Source organism: Candidatus Phytoplasma ziziphi, assembly GCF_003640545.1.
GTDB classification, from domain to species: Bacteria; Bacillota_I; Bacilli_A; order Acholeplasmatales; family Acholeplasmataceae; genus Phytoplasma; species Phytoplasma ziziphi.
This window is the reverse complement of the sequence record NZ_CP025121.1, coordinates 126,064-146,833: the sequence shown is the minus strand read 5'-3', so window position 1 is coordinate 146,833 and position 20,770 is coordinate 126,064. Positions and strand designations below refer to the sequence as shown.

The following is a 20,770-nucleotide window of genomic DNA, read 5'->3' as shown; positions in this document are numbered from 1 at the left end:
AAAAATATATCGCTTATCACTATTATACAACTTTATTTTTTAAATGTTTTAAAAAAATAAATTTTAATTATTTGGAATCATAACCATTTCAGGGATTTTACCAACTCGTCTAGCTTGAATGCGTTGTTGAGCGCGAGCATAACTTGGATTTTTTTGTTTTAATTGGTGTTTTAATTCATTCACGTTTTCTGTTTTAGTTTCTAATTCTTCTTCTAAATCGCTTTTTTTATTATATAATCCGTCATTATCTAAAATCGGCATAAGAGCTGTTATAACAACCTAAAACAACTTTTTTAGTTATGCCAAATTTGTTGAATAAATAAGTTTCTACATCTTTTGGAGTTGCGTTAGGTCCTAAAATAATATTAAAAGTATTCATATATTTTCCTTTTCTAAAAAAAATAAGAAAATTAAAAAAACAAATGAATAATTTATTTTTTTACATCTTCTTATTTTTTTTATTTTGCTTAAAAGAAACCAAAAGTTTTTTTCTTTGGTTTTGCTTTTTTTCTCGGTTTTTTTATTTTTTTATTTGAAGATGATTTATGAGACGTCGGTTTAGATATAAAAACAAAACCTTCTGTATCTTTACTATCATTTTTTAATTGATCCAATGTATACATATCATCGTTCCCTATACGTTCGCCAGTTGTTATATATACTGCATAAACGTTTTTAGGTGCATCTTTGATAGTCCATCTTAAATTACCATCTGGTCTATGATTATAACTTGGTTTATATAAAATAACTTGGCCGTCATAATCGCAATTTTCTTGTAAAAATTTTTTTATTAAAGTCATTCTATTTCTTCTTGATTTAATAATAACTTCTGTTAACATTCATTACTTCCTCCTATTCTTTTCTTTTTTAAAAAAACATGTAAATAAAAACATCTATTTAGATGTTTTTATTTGTCAATTAGAGTGTCTATTTGTTTAGTGATGACGTCTATTGATTTTTGAATAGCTGCTTTATCTGCATCAGTAGTAGCAATTTTTAAGTTTGCATCAGCGATATTACGTTGAATGTTTAAATATGCAACTGTATTATTTTTGTGTAATTGCGTTTCTGTTGTCCAAGGGTAATTCTTTTTTGTAAGAATTTCGTTTTTTGTATAAGTGAAAAGAAAAACGACAATAATTGTATACAGAAAAACATGAAATACTGTTATAAATTTAATATTTTTAAGCGATGTAGCCATTAGTAAGCCTCCTTATTTTTTTATTTTAAAATTTTAACCTCTGACGGTTCTTCTTACTTATTCTTATGTTTTTTGGTTATGTTTTTAACATGTTGAAATATTTTTTTTGTTAATTTGAGTGATGCTATTATAAAAAAACCTATAATATACAAACAAATAACAAAACTGAAAAAAACCACTATCATTCCCATAACTAACAAAATAATAGTTATTGTTAAGCTAAAAACAAACGAAATATACTCCATTAAGTGATTCATAATGGGCGCTGATATTAAAAAATTAGTTAAAAAGTTTTTCAGTTTAAATCCCTCTCTTATAACAGTTTTTGAATGGACGTGCCTAGGTCCATGTATTAATATATTTTAATTATTTAAGCTGTTAGCCTCTTCAAAATAGAACGTTTTTCTTGTGCTATTAAGGTGTATCATTTCTCGATAACATTCATAGACAGTGTCCGTGATGTATTTTCTAAACTCATGTGTAAGAGGATTGAAATAAAAACAGCAGTTATCGAGGGCAAATTATATTTAAAAGGAATAGGTTTCCACCAATCACTCATATTACGTCCCTTCGTATTAAAATCATCAAACACAGTTTTTAAGGTAGTTATTAATGTTTATGGTAGAGGTTGGGATTTTTGGCACAACATAAAGAATAACTCCTTAATATAATAATCTAATTTGAGATTTTCCCATGAACGCCCTCCGATGCCACCAGTTACTCCTAAATTAACGCTAAATACTAATTGACTCATATTTAATAATTCCTTTTTTTTGTTTTGTTGTTTTTGTTTTCATTTGTTATCCTCCTTAGAAGATTTATTTAAATATTACTTCTTGGGGCCGAAATAATATGAATGCGTTAACGCTTGTATTTGTTTTGTTATTTTGTTAATCTTAGCTGGAAAATTACCAGAATCTTTAAAACTAAATAAAAACTCTGCAATTTCTCCTAAATTCATTGAACTAGCAAAACCTGTTAATAAATTATTTTCTAAACGATAATTTAAAACAAGCATTAAAACATCATCACGAAACAGGGGGGACATTTGAAAACCGAAATCATCCAACAATAAAACGTCGATTGTTTTCAATGTTTCTATTTTCTTTTCGTATATTCTTAATAATTCGGAATCTCCTGTATTTTTAAATTGTCTTACGACGTCTTGCATGTTTAACATTAAACATGATATTTGTTTTCTTAAACATTCATCAGTAAAACTTTTTAAAAATAGAGTTTTGCCGGTTTGTGTATCGCCGAGAATATAAAAACCTTTATGCCTTTTTTGATTATCAGCATTACTAGTTTTATGGATTAAATAATTTTTAGCTTCTGTAACAGCTCTTTCATGGTCTTTGATTTTTGATTGAAAACCATTAAAACTGAAATGAGAACAAAAAATATTATTTTGTGTAAATAATTGATATATTTTTTGAATGTAGTTTATGAATTCTTGTTTTTCCCAAACTCCTTCAAATTGTTTATAAACAATAGAAATAAAAGGCTTGGTTTGTAAAATTTGTTTATAACAACCATCTATAATTTTGTTTCTATTTGATAAATAGTTATAAACTTTCATTATTTCAAAATCTGGAATATTGATATTTAACGCTTTAATTTCTGGGTCTTCATTGACAATTGTTTTCATTTTATTAAATAAATCGTTCGTGTCAACTTGTGGGTATCGATTGATATTTTTGGTTAATGCGTCAGTGGTTTCTTTATTATTAACAGTTATTTTTTCTAGTTTTTTATCTTGGCCAATTTTAAATTTTAATGTTTCTAGTTTATTATCTTCACCAGTTTTACATTTTAATGTTTGGTAATTATTCATAAATTAATTTATTATCCTTTTTTAAATTAACCCTTTAAAGATAGTTAAAACAAAAAGCAAACCATATATGGAAGAAGATAAGAGGAAGTTTGAATTAATAGCTAAATTGTTAACTAAAAACCATTAACCCCTAAAAATAATTAAATAATTATTCACTTGGCTTAATTATTTAATTATGATTTGCTTCCTCTTTTAACTATCTTTAAGAGGGTTTAAAATATATAACCAATTTTTATTTCTTTAAAGAATTAATAATTAGTTCGTTTGTTTGTTATTGTATGAGATGTTTGAATTTTTGCCATATTCGTCTTTTGCATAGCTAATAAGGTTTTTGTGGCTGTTCTTATAATTTCGCCATTTTCCTCGTTGGGTGTTAATTGCTTAATAAACGATTCCAATTTTAATAACATATCCGCCGTAATATTTATCTTATTTTTTAATATTCGTTTTTTTGTTTGCTCGATCGTTGTTCGACCCATTTTGATTCCCGTCCCCGTCTTTTGGAATTCTTAATGTTAAATATTGGCCTGTCGTCACTTCAAAATCTACATAAAAATATTTTTTTTGTTTTTGGTTATTGTTTTTCATAAAATGCCTCATTCGATATCCAATAAAACTAAATAATATTTAGCTTTATTGGATTCATTATTATATTTAAAATATGTATCAAGCTTTTTTTTGTGCTTCTTGTATTTTTTCTATTAAAGAGCCTTTATTGGTTAAATCTTTTTTGCTTTCAATCTGTGCTTTTGCTATATTGTCTTTTGATTCTATATTACCTTTGTTTTCTTGAGGTTTTGATGTATTCGTAATTTTTGCATATTTAGTTACGATTTCTTTTATATCTTGGTTATCTCTGTTGTTGAACTCTTCCAGAATTTTTGTTTTGATGTCTTTATTGGCTTCATTTAATGAAGTAATATTTTTAATTAATATTTGAATTTCTTCTTTTTTTTTAATTATCTCTGAATTGTGATTTTTAATTTTCTTTTTGTTATCTTGAAAAGCGCTTAAACTTGTTTTTTCTTTTTTATTTTTCATTAAAATTATTAATCGGGAAATAATTGCAAAAACTAAAACGCCTATAATACTTCCTAAAATGTTATGAATTGATAATGGATTTAGCATGCTAAAATCTCTTTTCTATATTTTTTTTATTTATTAACTCCTTTGTTTTGCCGTCGGCTTTATATATTATTTTTTTAGTCATTTACTTATTAACTCCTTTTTTTTAAATAATAAAAAATGACTAGTTCATTTATAATCTATTATTTTTAAAACTCTTTTTTTATATATCACCATTTTTTAAGAGATGATAAAAATTTTTGTTTCTTTTGTAATTTTTCGTAAATATCTAAGAACAAATTTTGATTTAATAATAATTTTTTTGTTTTCATATTAAATCTATAATCATATTTACTTTCTAATTTTTCTGTGAATTTAATTTCAAAAGGCAAATTTTCTTTTGTTTTTTTCATTTCTTCTAAGAGTTCATAACATTCAGAAATGGAATCATAACTGAGATAAAATGTATTATTTTCAAAATTAAAATTGTTGTTAGCTTGTTTATGTAATATCATTTTGAAAATTGAAAATGTTTTTAATAATTTAAAACATTCCTTTAATATAAATTTTTGTGTTTGCATTTTAACAATTTATTTTTCTTCTCCTTTATTTCCGAGTTTTGACAATAAAAAAAATCAAACTCAAATTTTAGTTTTTGAGTTTGATTTTAGGTGGTAATTTTGATTATTACGTTTATTTTGGGCTAGGGGGAAACAAATGAAAAAATTAGTTTTTTAACTTAATTCCTTTATTTTATTAAAAATGAAAAAATAAGTTTCATTAAAAACTTAAAAAAAATTATATTTTTAGTTTAATAATTTATTTTATTATAAAAACCAAAAATTAGTTTTTTATTTATATGTATTATTAAAAAATTAAAAATTTGAGAATAATTTTTTGACACGAATAAATCTTATTTTTTTAAATATTTTTAGAATTTGAAATAAATTTTAAAAATAAAATTCAGTAATAAAAAAGCTTAAAACAAAAAAATAAAACATTCAGAATCATAAGTTCGTTTTTCAAAAATTAATAGGGTTATGTTGTTTAAGATCTAAATGTTGTTCTAATAAATTTTTTTCTTCTAAAATATAATCGCCCTTTTAAACGAATTTTTTTTATTTAGTGCCATATATAAAAAATATCCTTAATTTAGGTAAAAAAATAGAGCTTAACTTTAAAAGTTAAACTCTTAAAAATCAAAATTATTTAATTTACCTATAACGATACGAATGAATAACCAAAAGAAAATAAAGAAGAAAAAATATATTAAGAAAATACAATAATAAAAAGAAATAAAAATTAAATTCATTATACATTAAGAATTAAAAAACATAAATAAGTTAGTTTTTTAAATTTTTAAATTAATAAAATTTTTATTTTTTTGAACTACAACAAAAAAATATTTTTTTAAATTCAAAATTATATTTATTTAAATATCTTTTTATTTTTATTGATAAATTTTAATAAAACAAAAAGAAGAAAAAATAAAAACAAAAATTCCTGTAATTCTAGTAATTATCATTGCGAAAGGTAATAAATACATTCTATTACTAATAGACATAACTCCGAGATTTCCAGTGCTTCCGATACTATGAGAAGAAATACCCAATATTAAAGAAGACTCTAAAGGATTAAAATTCAATAATAAAGCTAAATAAAAAGAAACAGTAATAGCAATCATCAAAGAAACGAAAACCATACATATAATGCGATAATTGGTTATACCTAATAATAAAATATTAAAATCAGTATCTAAACCTAAAGCGACTAACGCAGGAGCTGTAAAATTAACGCTCATAAATTTTCCAATTTGCACTATATACTTTTGATATTCATCAGAAATCAAATTAAAAATTTTTATTATTAAAGATAAAAAAATAATATATACCATAGTATCTAAACCAAATGTTTTATTAAAAGATAACATTTGATTAATCATATTACATAAAGAATACATCCCTAAAATAATTAATAACCCAGATCCAATATTTTTATAATCTAAAACATCTTTAGAAATATTATGTACTATATGATTTGTTTTCTGTTTTTCTAACTGACCTTGACCACTATATTTAGTTTTATTAAAAAATAAATATAGTACGCCAGCTAAAAAAATACTTACACATCTAGCTAAAATAAGAGGAGCTAAAAAAATACTTTTAAGTTTTTCTTTACCTATACCGAAACATTTTTCATAAGAGGGTTCTGCTAAACTATTAATGCCTAAATTAGTCCCTCCATTAGTTAAAGGAACAGAAATAAAAAAAATAGAATCTATAAAAGGCCCACGAGATTTGGTTATTGAACTGTCAGGTTTATAGTTTAATAGATAACCTAACAACCCTGTCATAAGAAAAGAAACTAAAACAGTTAACAAAGATAAAGGAATAAATTTTATAATCACTCTTTTTAATAAATTACGTTCTATATTTAGAATACTGCCTATCACAACGAAAACAATAAAAATTTTAGCAAAATTAATTCCTTTTTTTTCAAAAATAAAAAACTTTAATTGATCATGTATATCCTTGCATATAATCTTTTTATATACTAAAAAAGAAGGAACCAAAATACAAAGTAAAAAACCTAAACCTAATTTATTAAAAAAAGGGATTTTGTCACCAATAAAATTCAAGCCAATTCCAAATATCATTATAAAAAACAAAGAAGTTAAACAAGAATTCCATAACTGTTTAGTTATATCTATTCTTTCTAGATCAGGACAAGATTGAATATAATAAATATTACAAATAAGAATAAAAAATAATATCAAAAATATAATAGGATATAAACCAAAAATTTTTATTTTCTTCTTTACATTCGGCATAATAAAATAATTATATATAAAAACCTTTCATTTTTGAAACTTAATTTATTATAAAAAATATCTAAAAAAATAAAAATCAAACTGTTTTATTTCAAAATATTTTTGAAAACAATTTGATTTTTATTCTTATATTCAATTCCAAAATATTTGAAATTTTCTTAAATTAAATTAATTATTATTAAAAAATTAAAATTTTATCAAAAACTTTTATTTTTTAATATATGATATTTTTTTTCCATCTTTTTACGATTTATTGTTATTTGGAAAATAGTATAAAGATTTCCAGTTATCCAATATAAAGATAAAGCTGAATCATTAAAAGCATTAATAACCATAAACACAATCATAACATAATTAACTATTTTCATAGTCATTTCTTGATTTTTTTGTTTATTTTTTTGTTCATTATTTAAAATTTTGGTATTTGTTTTTAAATAAGAAGGTTTTTTTAAATTAATTTTATTTAAAAAATACATACTGATTCCAACTATTAAAGATAAAACAATTTTTGCAAAAATAAACCCATTAGTATTAGAGGTTTCTTGGTTTAAATTTATGCATCCTAAAAATGGAGATTTATTTTCAATAACAGGGAAAATGCCACCAGGATTACGAAAACGATTTAAAGTTCGAAACATTGCTATCAAAATAGGCATTTGCAAAAAAGATATAAAAATACTAAAAATACTAAAATTATGTTTTTGATATGCTTTAAAAATTTCCATTTGCATTTTCTGCATAGATTCTCTATCTTTTTTTAAAGCGTATTTTTCTTGTATTTTATTAATTTCTGGTTGAGCCAAACTCATATTCATACTAAAAGTACTAGATTTTGTATAAATAGGCCATGATAAAGTTCTTATTAATAAAGTAGTTAAAACAATACCTAATCCTAAATTTCCAAAAAACCATCCTTCTCCGATACACATAAACGAGAACAAATGCAAAAAATAACCAATAAAAACAACTAAAACATTCCAAATATAACCCCAACCTAAAAAAAAGTACCATTCTATTTTATTAGGCCATTGAATAGGTAAAGTACCTTTATCATCTACAAGAATCTTTGTATATTGTTCGTTTTTGTCTGTTTCGTCATATTTTAAATTAAAATAATTTATTTCATTTTTATTATTTTTATTTATTTTTGTTTTAATTATTTCATTATAATAAGATTCATTGTTTTGTGTAAGAAACTTTTTATCTTTGTCGAAAATACCTAAAAATTTGGATTTTATAATTTGGAGATCATTGTATTGCTTAATATTTAATTTTCCAATTTTTAATTTTGAATTACTTAAGTCTTCATATTTTTTATTAAAATATTCCAGATTCGTTCCTGTTTTAATAGTGAAAAAATCTTGAATTTGAGATGTTTCTTCTTTAGATGATAATTTTTCTTCAAAATAAAAAACATTATTTTCATCTTTTATTTTATCTTGGATTTGTTGTTCTATTTTTACTATTATTTCTTTTGCTGATGGATCGCTATCTGAAGGGATTTTTTCTAATTTTTCTAAAATAATATTTTTAGATTTTGGATCGAAACCAAAAACAAATATACTAATATATTTTTTTTCAAAAGCAAACTCCAGATCGATTTTACTTTTTATATTTTTTTCAAATTCGTAATCTTTAATAGATTCAAATATATCTTTATTAAAAATAATTTGAATATCTTGATTTTTTAATTTTTTATAATCAATTTGTTTAGGCCCGAAGCTTCTTATAACAAAAAGCAAAATTAAAGATAAAATTAAAACAATAAAAAAATTTTGAAATAATTTCATTTTTTTATTTGGAATATTATTCACAATCAACTACCTTGTTTTGTATTAATTCAAAGAGGACTTTTTTAATAAAATTAAAAATTTTTTTTCTAAATTATAAAAATTTAACTCTTTGGCCGCAAATTTAATAACAAGAACAAAAGACATATGCTTATCTATCAAAGATATATTATTATGGATAATCATTCTTAAACGTCTTTTTATTAAATTTCTTTCGTATGCTTTCCCATATTTTTTGTTAATACTTAAAGCAAATTTAAAATTTTCTAAATTTTCATTTTTAATGTAATATAATATAAAAAAATAATTTTTTACATTTTTTTTAAATTTAAAAATCAAATCTATTTCGCTTTTTTTTTTTAAAATAAATTTTTTTTTCATATCTAAAAATTTATATATATAATTCCTTAAATTTTATCAAAACTTATTTTAAAAAGAAAATATTTAAATTTAAATGTATTTTTTAAAAATTTTTCATCAATAAAAATAAAAAACGTATCATTATAGTTATAATCTTTTAATAAAAATATATAAAACAAGAAATTGACTATTTCAAAAAGACAATAAACTATAACTTATTACGTTCTTTAAAAATATTAATTTTGTATTAATTTAAAAAATTAAAAAAATGAATATAATCTTTTAAAATATTCGAATTACTAAACAGTTAATCTAATACGACCTTTTCTTCTTCTATTAGAAAGCACACGACGTCCTTCAGGAGTAGACATTCTAGTTCTGAAACCATGTGTCCTAATTCTTTTTATTTTACTAGGTTGATATGTTCTTTTCATAAAAATAAAACCTCTTCGATTTGTTTAAAAATAGCTATAAAAATAAAATAAATCCTTTTTAATAATTATAGTCTATTTTTATTAATTGAAATTATTATTAATTAAATAAAATTTCTTGAACTTTTTTATCGTCTAATTGTTGAACTAATAAAACTAAAAGTTTAACTGTGCTTTCGATATCTTTTTTATTAACAACAGAAGTATGAGAATGAAGATAACGAGTCGGAACACCAATAACAATAGTAGCGGCCCCTTCGTTGCGTAAGTGTATTGCTGAACCATCAGTTTCGCCACCTGTTGGTTTAGGCTCTTGGAAAGGAATATTATTATCACGAGCTGTTTTAATAATTAATTCTCTTAAAGCTTTATGAGGAATTAAACCACCATCATAACAACTAATTTGCGGACCTTTTCCTAAAACTTGTGCACTAGCATTAACATCACCTGGAACATCATCAGCAATGCCAGTATCAACGGCAACAGCTATAACAGGTTTAACTTTATTTGTACTTGTTTGAGCTCCTCTTAAACCTACTTCTTCTTGAACTGTGAAAGCGCCTACGCATTGATTAGGATTGTTTTTTAAAGCTTCAAGTACTTTCATAACTACTAAAGCACCTACACGATTATCAAGAGCTTTAGCGACTATAAAATCTTCATTAGCTAAAACCTCAAAATCACCTCGAGGAGTAACCATATCTCCAATTTTAACACCTAAACGTTCTACTTCTTCTTTATTATAAACACCAAGATCTAAAAATAAATTTTTCATATCAGGATTTTTACATCTGTCTGCATAAGATAACACATGAGGCGGTCTTGCGCCAGTAATTGCTTTTACAACCCCCTTATCAGTGTTAATATCCCATTTTTGAGCTAACATAACACTAGTTAACCAACCCCCTATAGGTTGAAATTTAACAAATCCTTCTTTGGTGATATCAGTCACCATTAAACCGATTTCATCTACATGACCAGCTAACATAATTTTAGGTCCTTGAATACCTTTATAAGCGATTAAAGTTCCTAAATTATCATGTTCAATTTTGTCAACTATTCCTTGAATATTTTCTTTAATATAATTGTTAATTTTTTTTTCTTGACCAGATATACCATTTAACATAGTTAAATCTTTTAAATTTTTTAATAAATCAGACATTATAAAATTTAATTCCCTTTTTGAAATTTTAAATTATTCTTCTGTTTCAATAATACTTTTTTCTTTATTATTAAAAATACTAATTTTTTTTGATGCTAAATATAAATAATATACAAAAAATAATAAAAATAAAATAGATAACATAATCATAATATATTCTGTTACATCAACTTCTTTTCCCATAAGAAAAAAACTTGTACTTAATGTTGCTATATATATAACAAATTTAAAAGAAGCAAAGATATCTTTTTTATCACTTAATTTGAAACCAATATATAATTTAATAATACTATGAATTATAAAAATATAATAAAATATAAAATGTAATTCCGTAATATTTTTCAAAAATTTTTGTTCTGTATCTATAAGAAAATGAAATATAAGACCTAAAGAAACTAAAACAAATATAAAAGCCTCAATTAAAAATAAAAACTTAACAAAACCTGTGTTTTTTTTAAAACTAGGTAAAACTAATAAATAAGTTATACAAATGATTAAACAACCTAACAAAATCTTATAAATATTAATGTCATAACTACTAATTGTAATTGTAAATTTATCATGTAACCAAAATGCAATAGCAACTATTAAAAAAAATAAACCTTTTGCTAAAGTCGAAAAAATGTCTTTTTTTGTAACTTCTTCTTTTATCATTCTTTATATTTAAACTCCCTACAAATTTTATTTTTTATTAATTATATCTTGTAATAGATTAATTAAATCTGCTTTTTTTAATTTAGAAACATTTGTAATTTGGTGTTTTTTTGCTAATGTTCTTAATTCGGGTAATAATTTACTATTCAAATCTATATCTTTTGTCTGTTTTTCTTGATCGACATTTTTTTTATTTTCAGATTCAGTTTCTTTCGGATCTTCTTGTTTATTTTTTTCTTCTTGTTTTTGTAATTCTAGTTTTTTTAATTCTTCTTGTTTATTTTTTTCTTCTTGTTTTTGTAATTCTAGTTTTTTTAATTCTTCTTGTTTATTTTTTTCTTCTTGTTTTTGTAATTCTAGTTTTTTTAATTCTTCTTGTTTATTTTTTTCTTCTTGTTTTTGTAATTCTAGTTTTTTTAATTCTTCTTGTTTATTTTTTTCTTCTTGTTTTTGTAATTCTAGTTTTTTTAATTCTTCTTGTTTATTTTTTTCTTCTTGTTTTTGTAATTCTAGTTTTTTTAATTCTTCTTGTTTATTTTTTTCTTCTTGTTTTTGTAATTCTAGTTTTTTTAATTCTTCTTGTTTATTTTTTTCTTCTTGTTTTTGTAATTCTAGTTTTTTTAATTCTTCTTGTTTATTTTTTTCTTCTTGTTTTTGTAATTCTAGTTTTTGAATATTTTTTTTATTTTCTAAAGCTTTTTTGGATAAATCAACATAATTCGAAAACATTTGAGGTTCATTATGAACCATATCAGCTAACATTTTACGATTAACTTCTACTTTAGATAATAAAAGCCCATGCATAAATTGAGAATAACGAATATCATTATTTAAACAGCCCGCGCTGATTCTTGTAATCCATAATTTTCTGAAATTTCTCTTTTTTTGTCTTCTGTCTCTATAAGCATATTGTAAAGAACGCATAACTTGTTCGTTAGCTGTTTTATAAAGAACACTTTTGGAACCAAAATAACCTTTTGCTAATTTTAATACTTTTTTACGTCTTTTATGTCTTGTTGTAACGAAATTTACTTTAACCATCTTTATATTTGCCTTTTTTAATTTAATTTAGAAAATTAAATAAGATATTTAATTCTTCTTACATCAGAAATATCTACTTTCGTAATACCTCTTAATTGTCTATTTTGTTTTGTTGTTTTTGAACCAGCTAAATGATTTTTATAAGCATATCTTCTTAAAAATTTACCAGTACCAGTAATTTTAATTCTTTTTTTTAAACCTTTGTGATTTTTTTTCTTTATCATAATCACTGTTTGATGCCCTTCTTATTCTATAAGAAATATTATAATCAATATTTTTTTATTTAACTTTTTTAGGTGATAAAAAAGTAAACATTTGATTAGAAACCATTTTCGGAACTATATCGCAACTGCCTACATCTTTTAAATTAGATATAATTTTATCAAAAATACCTTTACCTAAAAAATTACTTTGTGTTATCATTCTTCCTTTAAAACGCATAATAATCTTAACTTTATCACCTTGTTTTAAAAAATTATAAGCTTTTTTAATTTTAATATTCAAATCATTATCATCAATAGTTGGACTCATACGAATCTCTTTTACATCTACTATAGATTGTTTTTTTTTGATTTCTTTTAATTTTTTTTGATGCTTATAACGAAATTGTGAATAATCCATCAAACGAACAACTTTAGGATCAGAATTGGGATTAATCATTACTACATCTATATCTTTTTCTTCAGATATTTTAAATATTTTATCTTTTTCTAAAACACCTAATGTATCACCGTTTTCATCAATTACGAAATATTCTCCTTGCGGTATTCTTTCGTTATACAAAACATTAAGTTTTATATCTTTTTTATTAGTTTTGTTGTATTTAATATTAAATAACTCCTTTTTCAAAAAAATAAATTTTATAAAAAAAAAATACTTATCAAAAGTACTCTCTTACTATCAAATATAATCATAATAAATATCAAGATAAATTTTTATTAAAAATATATCTTTTTATAATTATATTATCATGTGCTTGATGGCCTAAAAACAAATTAAAATTTGATATATCAGGCAGAGGAAAGTAACTCTTCTTTTCACATTTTCGAAATTTTATTTTTTCTAATACATAAATTATTATACATTAAAAAATTATTTTTTACATTTTATATTAATTTAACCTACCGAACTGCATCCGAATAATTAAAAAAAATAAAATACAAATAATAAAAAATAATTTTAATATATCTTATTCATCGCATCAAAAAATATATTTTTTTGAATTTTGTAAACTAAAAATAAAATATAATAGATTATATAATAAAGTAAAATATTCTTCTTCACTATATATATGCAAACAAAAATAACAAAATACCCAAAAAAATTTAATATATTTTAAAATATGAATAAAACCTATTAAAAATAAATTTTTAAATTAATAATTTATTCTTATTTATTATATAAAAACATTTGAAAAACATTAAATTATTTTTATAATTTTTTTCTTTTTTTATAAAAGTTTATTCGAAAATAGGAAAAAATTAAATATGAAAAAATCAAAAATTCAAAAAAAAGAAATAATAAAACAAAAAGAAATTGAATTATTACAACTAGTAATTAATTATCAAAAACCTAATTTTAGAGAATTTATTTTTATTTTAATTAAATTCTATAAAAAATATCTTAAAACTAAAGATATTTTAAAATTATTAAACATTAATAGAAATTCTTATTATTATTGGAAAAAAACAAAACCACAAAAAGAAAAAAAAGAAACTGATTATAATAAAATTACACAAAGAATAGGCAAATTATGCAAAAAAAATCAATATTCTTTTGGTTACCGCAAAATTACAACTCTTTATTTACAAACTTACAAAGAAATAGTTAACAACAAAAAAGTTTTACAAATCATGCGTATAAATAAGTGGTTAATGACATATAGAAAACCCTATCATAAAAAACATTTTTATAAAAAAATAGAATCAAATTATAATTTAATTAATTTGAACTTTAAATCAAAAAAACCTTTAGAAAAAATATATACTGATTTAACTTGTTTTGCAACTAAATACGGAAAATTTTGGTTATCAGTTATAATGGATGGTTTTAATAATCAAATTTTAGCATATGAAATGAGTCAACATCCTAATTTAGAACTAGTCAAAAAAACTTTTCAAAAATTACCAAAATTAAAAGCCCCTTGTATTATGCATTCGGATCAAGGAAGTATTTATCAAAACGTTAAATTTCAAAATTATTTAAAAAAGAAAGGTTTTCTTATTAGTTTTTCGAGAAAAGCCGTTCCGAATGACAATGCAATGATAGAATCTTACTTTGGGACCTTAAAAGGATATTTAAAAACAAATACACCCTCTTTATATCAAGAAAATTTCTCAACATTAAAACAAAAAATAAAAAATTTTATTTGTTATTATAATAAACATTGGTTATTAGCCAAATTCAATTATAAATCCCCTCTCCAATATTTAAAATTTAAAAATTTTAAAAAATAATTTGATAAATTTTATAAAGTAGTATATTATTCAAAAATATTAAAACATAATATAAATTAATAAATTAAATAAATAATTTTAATAATTTGTTTAACTTTTAAATTTGATTCAAATCTAATCAAAAGAAATTCCAAAATTCTGACCTCGCTTAATATCTTTATGCATTGGTATATGCATAGGTCTAGGCGGCCTATAATCTAAATTATCTAAACTGAAAATATAAATATTTTTAGCTCCATTAGGCATATTCAAAAGAGTTTCTATTTCTCCTCTGTCATCCTGCCACATAAAACGTTCTCCGTCATCAAAATAAATATTAACTACATCTGTATAATTAAATTTTCCTTTGGGCAAAGGAATACTAATTCCTGTTCGTTTAGACATATTATAACATCCTTTTCGAATATATCTATTTTCTCTGTAAATTCCTCTTGAATCTAAATATTGATTTATATAATCAGCAATTTTATCGTCAGCAACATTATGTTGAACAATATGAATAATTTTCACATCTGGGTTTAAAGTTCTTTCTTTGACATTCCAAAAACAATAAACTTCTTTGATGGTCGTGTTGTTGTCTAATAAATCCTTTAAAGTATTTGAATATTGTTGTTCAGAATATTTAATTTGAAAAGGATTTTCTCTAGGAACAATATAAACTCCTAATAATCCTTTAGGAGGGTCTTTCAAAGATATAAAATTTAAATTGAATTTACCAAAACCATTATAACCAGGTATATGATTATCCAATTGAGTATTTATATATCTATAATCTTGTAAAAAAATTTTTACACTATATACATCTTGAATATTTACATCATATATTTGAATATTAGGTTCATTTTTTATCCATTCTGCTATTAGTTCATCAATATTAGCTAATTTAATTTGACATTGAGACGAATTAATTTTTGATTCCGAAATATTTTCGCCAAAACGAATATGAAAATAACTCCATGCCCAAATAGATTTAAAACAAATTATAATAATTAAATATAATAAAATTATAAAAAAAAATTTAGTTTTATTAAGAAACATTTGTTTATACCCTTTATATATTTTTTATAAACAATTATTAATATTATATTCTCAATATTATGTTAATAATTTTACATTAATTACCTGTTCTTCTTCTTTCAAATAAAGGAGATTGTATACCAATTTTTTTATTTTTTTTATCAACAATTATTTGTTGAATTTTAGCATAATTAGGATTTTGTTGTTGCAATTCTGTATATTCTATTTCTTTATTTTCGATATTTTCTTCAATTTTATCTTTTTGTTTTTCTAAATTATCTATCTTATTAAAATGATTTTCTTTTTCTAACATTTCATCTTGTTTTTTATTTAATTCTTTTGTTATTATCTCGTATTCTTCTATCCATCGACTATAATCGCCTATTATTTCATTATTTTCTTTCATTGTTTTTACTTTGAATTCACGAATTTCTTTAATAATTTTATTATTGTCATTTTGTAATTTATAATTTTTATATTCATCTTCGTATAACTTATATTCTGTATCTAATTTCATTAATTCTTTATTGATATCTTCGATATAAATTTTTAATATTTCCGTGCTTATCATTTTAGGTTCTTCCCCTGTTTTTTGGATCAAATTTTCTATCATGATATATATAGGATGGTCTTTTGGTAAATTTATTGAAGATGTATTTATTTGAGTAGAAGAATCTTTTTTAAAATTTAAGCTTCCATCAGATAATATATTAAAATTGGTTCTAACAGTAAGTACATCAGTTACTCGATCGAAAGCTTTAAAAAAAGTTCTTGTTATATTCCCCCATGAAAATTCATTAGATTTTTCCCAATTATCAGCATTTTGTCTTAACGTCAATAAAATAGATTTAACAGTTTTATAAGCTGTTTGCTCTGTTTTTATTTGCTCTAATTTAGCTTTCACTTCATCAATATTCTTTTGTATTTCTTTTTTTTTATCTTCTACCGTAACAATATAAGATGCTAATTTTTTCAATTCTATATTTAATTCATTCATAGATTTGATTAGATGTTGTTTAAAATCTTCTACTATTTTTAACTGTTTAATTAAAGATGCTTCTGTTGTTTCTAATTTTTTAATTTTTATTTTAGTATCTGTTATTTCTTCTACTATGTTGATATGTTTTTCTCTCAAAATATTAATTTCTTTATATAATTTGTCTTTTTTTTGTTCATTGGTTTCTTTTAGTAATTCTTTTTCTTTTTCTTTAATTTCTTTTTCTATTTTTTCTTTTTCTTTCTCCAAATCTCTTAATTTGCCTTTTTCAATAGAAATTTCGCCATGAATATTAATTAATTGTGTTTTAATATTTGAAATATTTTCTTCATTTTGAGTCATAATGGATTGAATTTTTTCTTTATCTTTTTCATTAATTTCTTGAAGCTCATAAAGTCTTTTAAGTTCTATTTCAGCTTCTTGGAGTTCTTTTTCCCAATTAGAAGCTAAACCTTGATATTTATTACAAATATTATCATATTTATCGATACCTTCATGCACTTCGTGAATTAATTTATCATAATTCTTTGTTATAGATTCTTTTTTGAATAAAAAAAACCAAATCAAAAACAAAATACCTATTATAATCGAAAGATAAATTAAATTTTCTTTCATAGAAGATTTTTTTCCGCGAAATTTATTAATTAACGAAATGATAAAAAAAATAATTATTCCGACTATAAAAAATGTTAAATACATTTTTAAATTTCCAAAAATATTCATAAAATTAAAAGGTGATAACATCAGTTAATTCTCCTTTTTATTTATTTTCATAATATAAAGTCATATTTATAAATTTATCATTCTTAAGAGAATATTCAATATTATATTTTTATAAGTGAAATGTCTGCATTTTTATTAAGATATTACTTTTTTAAAGATTGACCGGTATCATCAATTATTATTTGATAAGCTTTTTGCAAATCTTCAACATTAATCGCTTTACATTCGCAGCAATTTTCTAAAATAATAGAATCTGTTTTTTGTTTTTTTTGATTATTTTCAGCAAAAATTATATTATTCTTAAAATGTTCCTTGTGTTTCGGATTAGAACATTCTTTTTGCTCTCTTGTAGCCATAATTTCACGATCAATAGATTTTAAACTTGCTTCTTTAACAAAACTTTCTAAAACACGATAAGCTTTTTTGTAATTATTTTGAGTAGGACTTTCTACTAAAAGACCATTCATTGTTTTTTCATATTGCGGCGGCAAATGATCTAATGCTTTATTAATTACCTCTAATAAATATTTTTTAGCTTCTTGAGTAATAGGAAATTGATTACGTTGTAAAATATCATTCAATTGAGTTTGGCGTTCCGCCTCATCTCCTGGTTTCAATTCAATACGATGAGTAAAACGTGATAAAATAGCAGGTTCTATACCATCAATATGGTTAGTAGCTCCAATAACAAAAATAGGTTGTTCTAGACGATCTTCTTCTCGAGGTTCTAATTGGATTTTAAATTCATTAACAACATTGGCAATTTCAGAACCAGGTTTTAAACTATCAATATTTAAAAAAATATTTTCACATTCATCTAAAAAAATAATAACTCCTTTACCGTTTTTGACAGCCACTTCTCTAGCTAAATCAAATAATTCAGCCACCATTTTCGGAGCTCTGCCTACAAATTCTTGAGCGAAAATAGAACACGATACTTCAATAAAAGGTAACTCTGTTTCTCTTGCTATTGAAGCCGCAAAAATAGTTTTACCACATCCTGGCGTACCATACATCATTAAACCTGTGGGGATAACTACTTTACCTCTATCTTCATAAGCTTTTTTATTTTGAAAAAAATTAACAAAACCTTTAGCTACAGATTTAGCTTCGTTCAAACCTGCTAATTGTTGTAAATTTGGAAATTTTTTATAATCTTGAACTTTAAAATTATCACTTTCAAATAAAATATCTTTATTTTTATTATTAATACTCTTTTGCGATAATCCACTTTCAGTAATTAATTTATCTTTATTATCTTGTTTTTCTTTTATTTCTTGTTCGAGTTTTTTTAAATTACTACTTATAGAAGTATTTGATTTTTCTAAATTTAAAATATTTTTATGTATTTTTTCAATTTTATTTTCGTTCGTAGTAATCGCCTGATGGTGAATTAAAACATAAATAATTAATACAAAAGAAATCAAAAGCACAATAAATAAAAAAACACAAAAAAATAAAAAATATTTTTTTTGTGTTTTAATATTATTAATATCTTGTTCTTCGAACATATAATCAAAACCTTCTTTTTTTCAATTTTTAACAATTCTTAAAATTTCGTTTGTTTTGAAAAAATAAAAATATCATTTTAATTATCAGACAAAAATTTAAAATTAATTATGCACAATATTAGATGTTTTATTTGAAACAATATTCGAACCACCAGTAATTATTTTCCCTTGTTTATCTACTAATTCATAATCATAAACTAAAAAAAGTTTGGGATTTTTAGCCAAAATAAGATCTTTTTGTTGAATTTGAGTATTAATTTTGATAGTTTGTGTTTCGTTTGGATGCATCGCTGAATACTGAGGTTTAGCTTCGGGAGAATAAATTTTAGCTTCTTCTTTATCTTTAGTCGTAATAATTTGATAATCAAAATATTTTTCTGGATTTTGAAAGGTATTTTGAGTATCGAAAAATATTTCAATTTTTAAAAACAAAGGGTCTTTAATTTCCATGCTTTGCGAACTTAAAATAACACTATGTTCAATATTTATTAAATGTTCATATTTATCTTTATTTAAATTAGGAATCGAAAACGGTATAAGATATTTATTTTGATTATTACCGCCTAAAAGTTCTACCTTGAAAATAGGAAAATTACTTTCTAATTTAATTTCGTCTTTTCTTTTTTGACTAAAATAAATAGAAACCGCTATTACCGAAAATATAATTGTTAAAATAAAAAAAACAATAAAAATTTTTAATTTATTTGTATTTACTTGATTTTGATTTATTTTCATTAATATAAAACCTTTTCTTTAGATTTACAAAACTTATATATAAATAAATTTATTAAATAAGAATTTCCATATTCAAATTAATAATAAAATTTTGAAAAATAAAATATAAAAAAATAAAGAAACTAATAAATTTAGTTTCTTTCAATATTTATTTCAAATTTTTTTAAAAATGTAAAATATTTTTTTATTTCAAAAAATTATTCATTGGGTTCATTATTATTAGAATTTGCGTTATTAGATTGATTTTCGATCAAATCTTTGGTATTAGATTTATTGTTGTCAGAATCTTCATTATTAGATATAATATCTCTATCTTTATTATCATTAACCTCATTTAAATTATTTAAAATTGTTTGCGAAATAAAATCAGAAATAAGTTTATTAGTGTCTTCTTTGAATATTTTTTGATAATCTTGTTCTAACTCATTTAATAATTTATCTTGATATTCTTCATCTGTCAATACTTTATTTTTGGCTCTATCATGTAACAAACTAATATCTGGTGGAACAAGGTCATTGTGTTTTTTAGTAAAATTTAAACGATTCCAAAATTTATTTAATAAAATTATTTGGAAATGAAAAGCCATAAAATTTTTGAGAAAAAACAAAAGAGAAATATTAAATTTTTTAATTTTTTCCGAATCCCATTCTTTATAAATATTTAATACCAAACAAACAACAACAATTTGCATTAAAATCGAATTTAACTGTTGCCCAAATACACTTAAGTTTTTAAATCTGCTTTCTTTTTCTTGATTTTCTCTTTGCTCCATTTTTTATCCCCTTTTTTAATTAATTATTTAAAAAAATTAAAAAATAAAGAAAAAAAATTCAATTTATTAAAATTATTTTTTTAATAAATTGAAATAAATATAAGTAGTTTTAAGACATGCTCAGGTCATAATATTTATTTTTTACTTATAAAAATCAAATTTAATTTAATAAAAAAATTTTATTAAATTA

General features: G+C 22.2%; 25 protein-coding genes. 1 reads left to right on the top strand and 24 read right to left on the bottom strand.

The features are described 5' to 3' along the window. Positions 1-63: 63 nt before the first annotated feature. The 19 genes from CWO85_RS00775 to infC form a co-directional block, all read right to left on the bottom strand. A complete protein-coding gene (locus CWO85_RS00775; protein ID WP_236628333.1) occupies positions 64-261 on the bottom strand; it encodes a hypothetical protein in 198 nt (65 codons plus the stop codon). Further along, complete coding sequence (locus tag CWO85_RS03805; protein ID WP_268876788.1) at positions 245-379, bottom strand: hypothetical protein; 135 nt, start codon at positions 377-379, stop codon at positions 245-247. Before CWO85_RS03805 ends, CWO85_RS00775 begins: the two co-directional genes overlap by 17 nt. A gap of 88 nt (positions 380-467) precedes the next feature. Beyond that, positions 468-839 (bottom strand): hypothetical protein, encoded by a 372-nt coding sequence (locus tag CWO85_RS00770; protein WP_121463805.1) that lies wholly within the window; start codon positions 837-839, stop codon positions 468-470. Between the two features lie 68 nt (positions 840-907). Beyond that, positions 908-1,201 carry a hypothetical protein gene (locus tag CWO85_RS00765; RefSeq protein ID WP_121463804.1) on the bottom strand — a complete coding sequence of 98 codons (294 nt, stop codon included), beginning with the start codon at positions 1,199-1,201 and terminating at the stop codon, positions 908-910. Positions 1,202-1,817: 616 nt separating this feature from the next. After that, on the bottom strand, positions 1,818-1,955 hold the full coding sequence (locus CWO85_RS03605; RefSeq protein ID WP_161554969.1) for a hypothetical protein: 138 nt from the start codon (positions 1,953-1,955) through the stop codon (positions 1,818-1,820). Positions 1,956-2,030: 75 nt separating this feature from the next. Then, the gene (locus CWO85_RS00760; RefSeq protein WP_121463803.1) at positions 2,031-3,035 is read right to left on the bottom strand and encodes an ATP-binding protein; all 1,005 of its coding nucleotides are present in this window, start codon (positions 3,033-3,035) and stop codon (positions 2,031-2,033) included. 248 nt (positions 3,036-3,283) lie between these two features. After that, positions 3,284-3,445 (bottom strand): hypothetical protein, encoded by a 162-nt coding sequence (locus tag CWO85_RS03600; protein ID WP_161554968.1) that lies wholly within the window; start codon positions 3,443-3,445, stop codon positions 3,284-3,286. 19 nt (positions 3,446-3,464) lie between these two features. Next, positions 3,465-3,623 (bottom strand): hypothetical protein, encoded by a 159-nt coding sequence (locus CWO85_RS03595; protein WP_161554967.1) that lies wholly within the window; start codon positions 3,621-3,623, stop codon positions 3,465-3,467. 78 nt (positions 3,624-3,701) lie between these two features. Next, entirely contained in the window at positions 3,702-4,163 is a 462-nt protein-coding gene (locus CWO85_RS00755) for a hypothetical protein (protein ID WP_121463802.1), read from the bottom strand. Positions 4,164-4,330: 167 nt separating this feature from the next. Further along, the gene (locus tag CWO85_RS00750) at positions 4,331-4,681 is read right to left on the bottom strand and encodes a hypothetical protein (RefSeq protein WP_121463801.1); all 351 of its coding nucleotides are present in this window, start codon (positions 4,679-4,681) and stop codon (positions 4,331-4,333) included. Positions 4,682-5,550: 869 nt separating this feature from the next. Continuing rightward, complete coding sequence (locus tag CWO85_RS00745) at positions 5,551-6,930, bottom strand: 2-hydroxycarboxylate transporter family protein (protein WP_121463800.1); 1,380 nt, start codon at positions 6,928-6,930, stop codon at positions 5,551-5,553. A gap of 197 nt (positions 6,931-7,127) precedes the next feature. Next, positions 7,128-8,744, bottom strand: coding sequence for a YidC/Oxa1 family membrane protein insertase (locus CWO85_RS00740; RefSeq protein WP_121463799.1), 1,617 nt, complete (start codon positions 8,742-8,744; stop codon positions 7,128-7,130). A 21-nt stretch (positions 8,745-8,765) separates the two neighbouring features. Beyond that, a complete protein-coding gene (gene rnpA, locus CWO85_RS00735; protein ID WP_121463798.1) occupies positions 8,766-9,101 on the bottom strand; it encodes a ribonuclease P protein component in 336 nt (111 codons plus the stop codon). Between the two features lie 278 nt (positions 9,102-9,379). Beyond that, on the bottom strand, positions 9,380-9,514 hold the full coding sequence (gene rpmH / locus CWO85_RS00730) for a 50S ribosomal protein L34 (RefSeq protein WP_121463797.1): 135 nt from the start codon (positions 9,512-9,514) through the stop codon (positions 9,380-9,382). A gap of 97 nt (positions 9,515-9,611) precedes the next feature. Further along, entirely contained in the window at positions 9,612-10,673 is a 1,062-nt protein-coding gene (locus CWO85_RS00725) for a M42 family metallopeptidase (RefSeq protein WP_121463796.1), read from the bottom strand. 33 nt (positions 10,674-10,706) lie between these two features. After that, positions 10,707-11,327: a hypothetical protein gene (locus tag CWO85_RS00720; RefSeq protein ID WP_121463795.1), complete on the bottom strand. Its 621-nt coding sequence runs from the start codon at positions 11,325-11,327 to the stop codon at positions 10,707-10,709. A gap of 27 nt (positions 11,328-11,354) precedes the next feature. Then, positions 11,355-12,368: a 50S ribosomal protein L20 gene (gene rplT, locus CWO85_RS00715; protein ID WP_121463794.1), complete on the bottom strand. Its 1,014-nt coding sequence runs from the start codon at positions 12,366-12,368 to the stop codon at positions 11,355-11,357. A gap of 35 nt (positions 12,369-12,403) precedes the next feature. Next, a complete protein-coding gene (gene rpmI, locus CWO85_RS00710; RefSeq protein ID WP_121463793.1) occupies positions 12,404-12,592 on the bottom strand; it encodes a 50S ribosomal protein L35 in 189 nt (62 codons plus the stop codon). A 55-nt stretch (positions 12,593-12,647) separates the two neighbouring features. Further along, on the bottom strand, positions 12,648-13,217 hold the full coding sequence (infC, locus tag CWO85_RS00705) for a translation initiation factor IF-3 (protein WP_161554966.1): 570 nt from the start codon (positions 13,215-13,217) through the stop codon (positions 12,648-12,650). Between the two features lie 638 nt (positions 13,218-13,855). Between infC and CWO85_RS00700 the strand changes: the two genes are divergently transcribed. Further along, positions 13,856-14,824, top strand: a complete 969-nt coding sequence (locus CWO85_RS00700) for an IS3 family transposase (protein WP_121463791.1) — start codon at positions 13,856-13,858, stop codon at positions 14,822-14,824. Between the two features lie 114 nt (positions 14,825-14,938). Here CWO85_RS00700 and CWO85_RS00695 read toward each other — a convergent pair whose 3' ends face one another. The 5 genes from CWO85_RS00695 to CWO85_RS00680 all read right to left on the bottom strand — a co-directional run bounded on the left by CWO85_RS00695 (position 14,939) and on the right by CWO85_RS00680 (position 20,580). Beyond that, complete coding sequence (locus CWO85_RS00695) at positions 14,939-15,862, bottom strand: hypothetical protein (protein ID WP_121463790.1); 924 nt, start codon at positions 15,860-15,862, stop codon at positions 14,939-14,941. A 76-nt stretch (positions 15,863-15,938) separates the two neighbouring features. After that, positions 15,939-17,582, bottom strand: a complete 1,644-nt coding sequence (locus CWO85_RS03575) for a coiled-coil domain-containing protein (RefSeq protein WP_152031097.1) — start codon at positions 17,580-17,582, stop codon at positions 15,939-15,941. Between the two features lie 122 nt (positions 17,583-17,704). Further along, complete coding sequence (locus CWO85_RS00690; RefSeq protein WP_121463789.1) at positions 17,705-19,072, bottom strand: AAA family ATPase; 1,368 nt, start codon at positions 19,070-19,072, stop codon at positions 17,705-17,707. A gap of 102 nt (positions 19,073-19,174) precedes the next feature. Next, positions 19,175-19,807 carry a hypothetical protein gene (locus tag CWO85_RS00685; protein WP_121463788.1) on the bottom strand — a complete coding sequence of 211 codons (633 nt, stop codon included), beginning with the start codon at positions 19,805-19,807 and terminating at the stop codon, positions 19,175-19,177. A 197-nt stretch (positions 19,808-20,004) separates the two neighbouring features. Further along, complete coding sequence (locus CWO85_RS00680) at positions 20,005-20,580, bottom strand: hypothetical protein (RefSeq protein WP_121463787.1); 576 nt, start codon at positions 20,578-20,580, stop codon at positions 20,005-20,007. Positions 20,581-20,770 lie beyond the last annotated feature (190 nt).

Coding starts and splice junctions, on each gene's coding strand:
- CWO85_RS00775 (WP_236628333.1), bottom strand. CDS start 261: ATGCCGATTTTAGATAATGACGGATTATATAATAAAAAAAGCGATTTA.
- CWO85_RS03805 (WP_268876788.1), bottom strand. CDS start 379: ATGAATACTTTTAATATTATTTTAGGACCTAACGCAACTCCAAAAGAT.
- CWO85_RS00770 (WP_121463805.1), bottom strand. CDS start 839: ATGTTAACAGAAGTTATTATTAAATCAAGAAGAAATAGAATGACTTTA.
- CWO85_RS00765 (WP_121463804.1), bottom strand. CDS start 1,201: ATGGCTACATCGCTTAAAAATATTAAATTTATAACAGTATTTCATGTT.
- CWO85_RS03605 (WP_161554969.1), bottom strand. CDS start 1,955: ATGAGTCAATTAGTATTTAGCGTTAATTTAGGAGTAACTGGTGGCATC.
- CWO85_RS00760 (WP_121463803.1), bottom strand. CDS start 3,035: ATGAATAATTACCAAACATTAAAATGTAAAACTGGTGAAGATAATAAA.
- CWO85_RS03600 (WP_161554968.1), bottom strand. CDS start 3,445: ATGTTATTAAAATTGGAATCGTTTATTAAGCAATTAACACCCAACGAG.
- CWO85_RS03595 (WP_161554967.1), bottom strand. CDS start 3,623: ATGAAAAACAATAACCAAAAACAAAAAAAATATTTTTATGTAGATTTT.
- CWO85_RS00755 (WP_121463802.1), bottom strand. CDS start 4,163: ATGCTAAATCCATTATCAATTCATAACATTTTAGGAAGTATTATAGGC.
- CWO85_RS00750 (WP_121463801.1), bottom strand. CDS start 4,681: ATGCAAACACAAAAATTTATATTAAAGGAATGTTTTAAATTATTAAAA.
- CWO85_RS00745 (WP_121463800.1), bottom strand. CDS start 6,930: ATGCCGAATGTAAAGAAGAAAATAAAAATTTTTGGTTTATATCCTATT.
- rnpA (WP_121463798.1), bottom strand. CDS start 9,101: ATGAAAAAAAAATTTATTTTAAAAAAAAAAAGCGAAATAGATTTGATT.
- rpmH (WP_121463797.1), bottom strand. CDS start 9,514: ATGAAAAGAACATATCAACCTAGTAAAATAAAAAGAATTAGGACACAT.
- CWO85_RS00725 (WP_121463796.1), bottom strand. CDS start 10,673: ATGTCTGATTTATTAAAAAATTTAAAAGATTTAACTATGTTAAATGGT.
- CWO85_RS00720 (WP_121463795.1), bottom strand. CDS start 11,327: ATGATAAAAGAAGAAGTTACAAAAAAAGACATTTTTTCGACTTTAGCA.
- rplT (WP_121463794.1), bottom strand. CDS start 12,368: ATGGTTAAAGTAAATTTCGTTACAACAAGACATAAAAGACGTAAAAAA.
- rpmI (WP_121463793.1), bottom strand. CDS start 12,592: ATGATAAAGAAAAAAAATCACAAAGGTTTAAAAAAAAGAATTAAAATT.
- CWO85_RS00700 (WP_121463791.1), top strand. CDS start 13,856: ATGAAAAAATCAAAAATTCAAAAAAAAGAAATAATAAAACAAAAAGAA.
- CWO85_RS00695 (WP_121463790.1), bottom strand. CDS start 15,862: ATGTTTCTTAATAAAACTAAATTTTTTTTTATAATTTTATTATATTTA.
- CWO85_RS03575 (WP_152031097.1), bottom strand. CDS start 17,582: ATGTTATCACCTTTTAATTTTATGAATATTTTTGGAAATTTAAAAATG.
- CWO85_RS00690 (WP_121463789.1), bottom strand. CDS start 19,072: ATGTTCGAAGAACAAGATATTAATAATATTAAAACACAAAAAAAATAT.
- CWO85_RS00685 (WP_121463788.1), bottom strand. CDS start 19,807: ATGAAAATAAATCAAAATCAAGTAAATACAAATAAATTAAAAATTTTT.
- CWO85_RS00680 (WP_121463787.1), bottom strand. CDS start 20,580: ATGGAGCAAAGAGAAAATCAAGAAAAAGAAAGCAGATTTAAAAACTTA.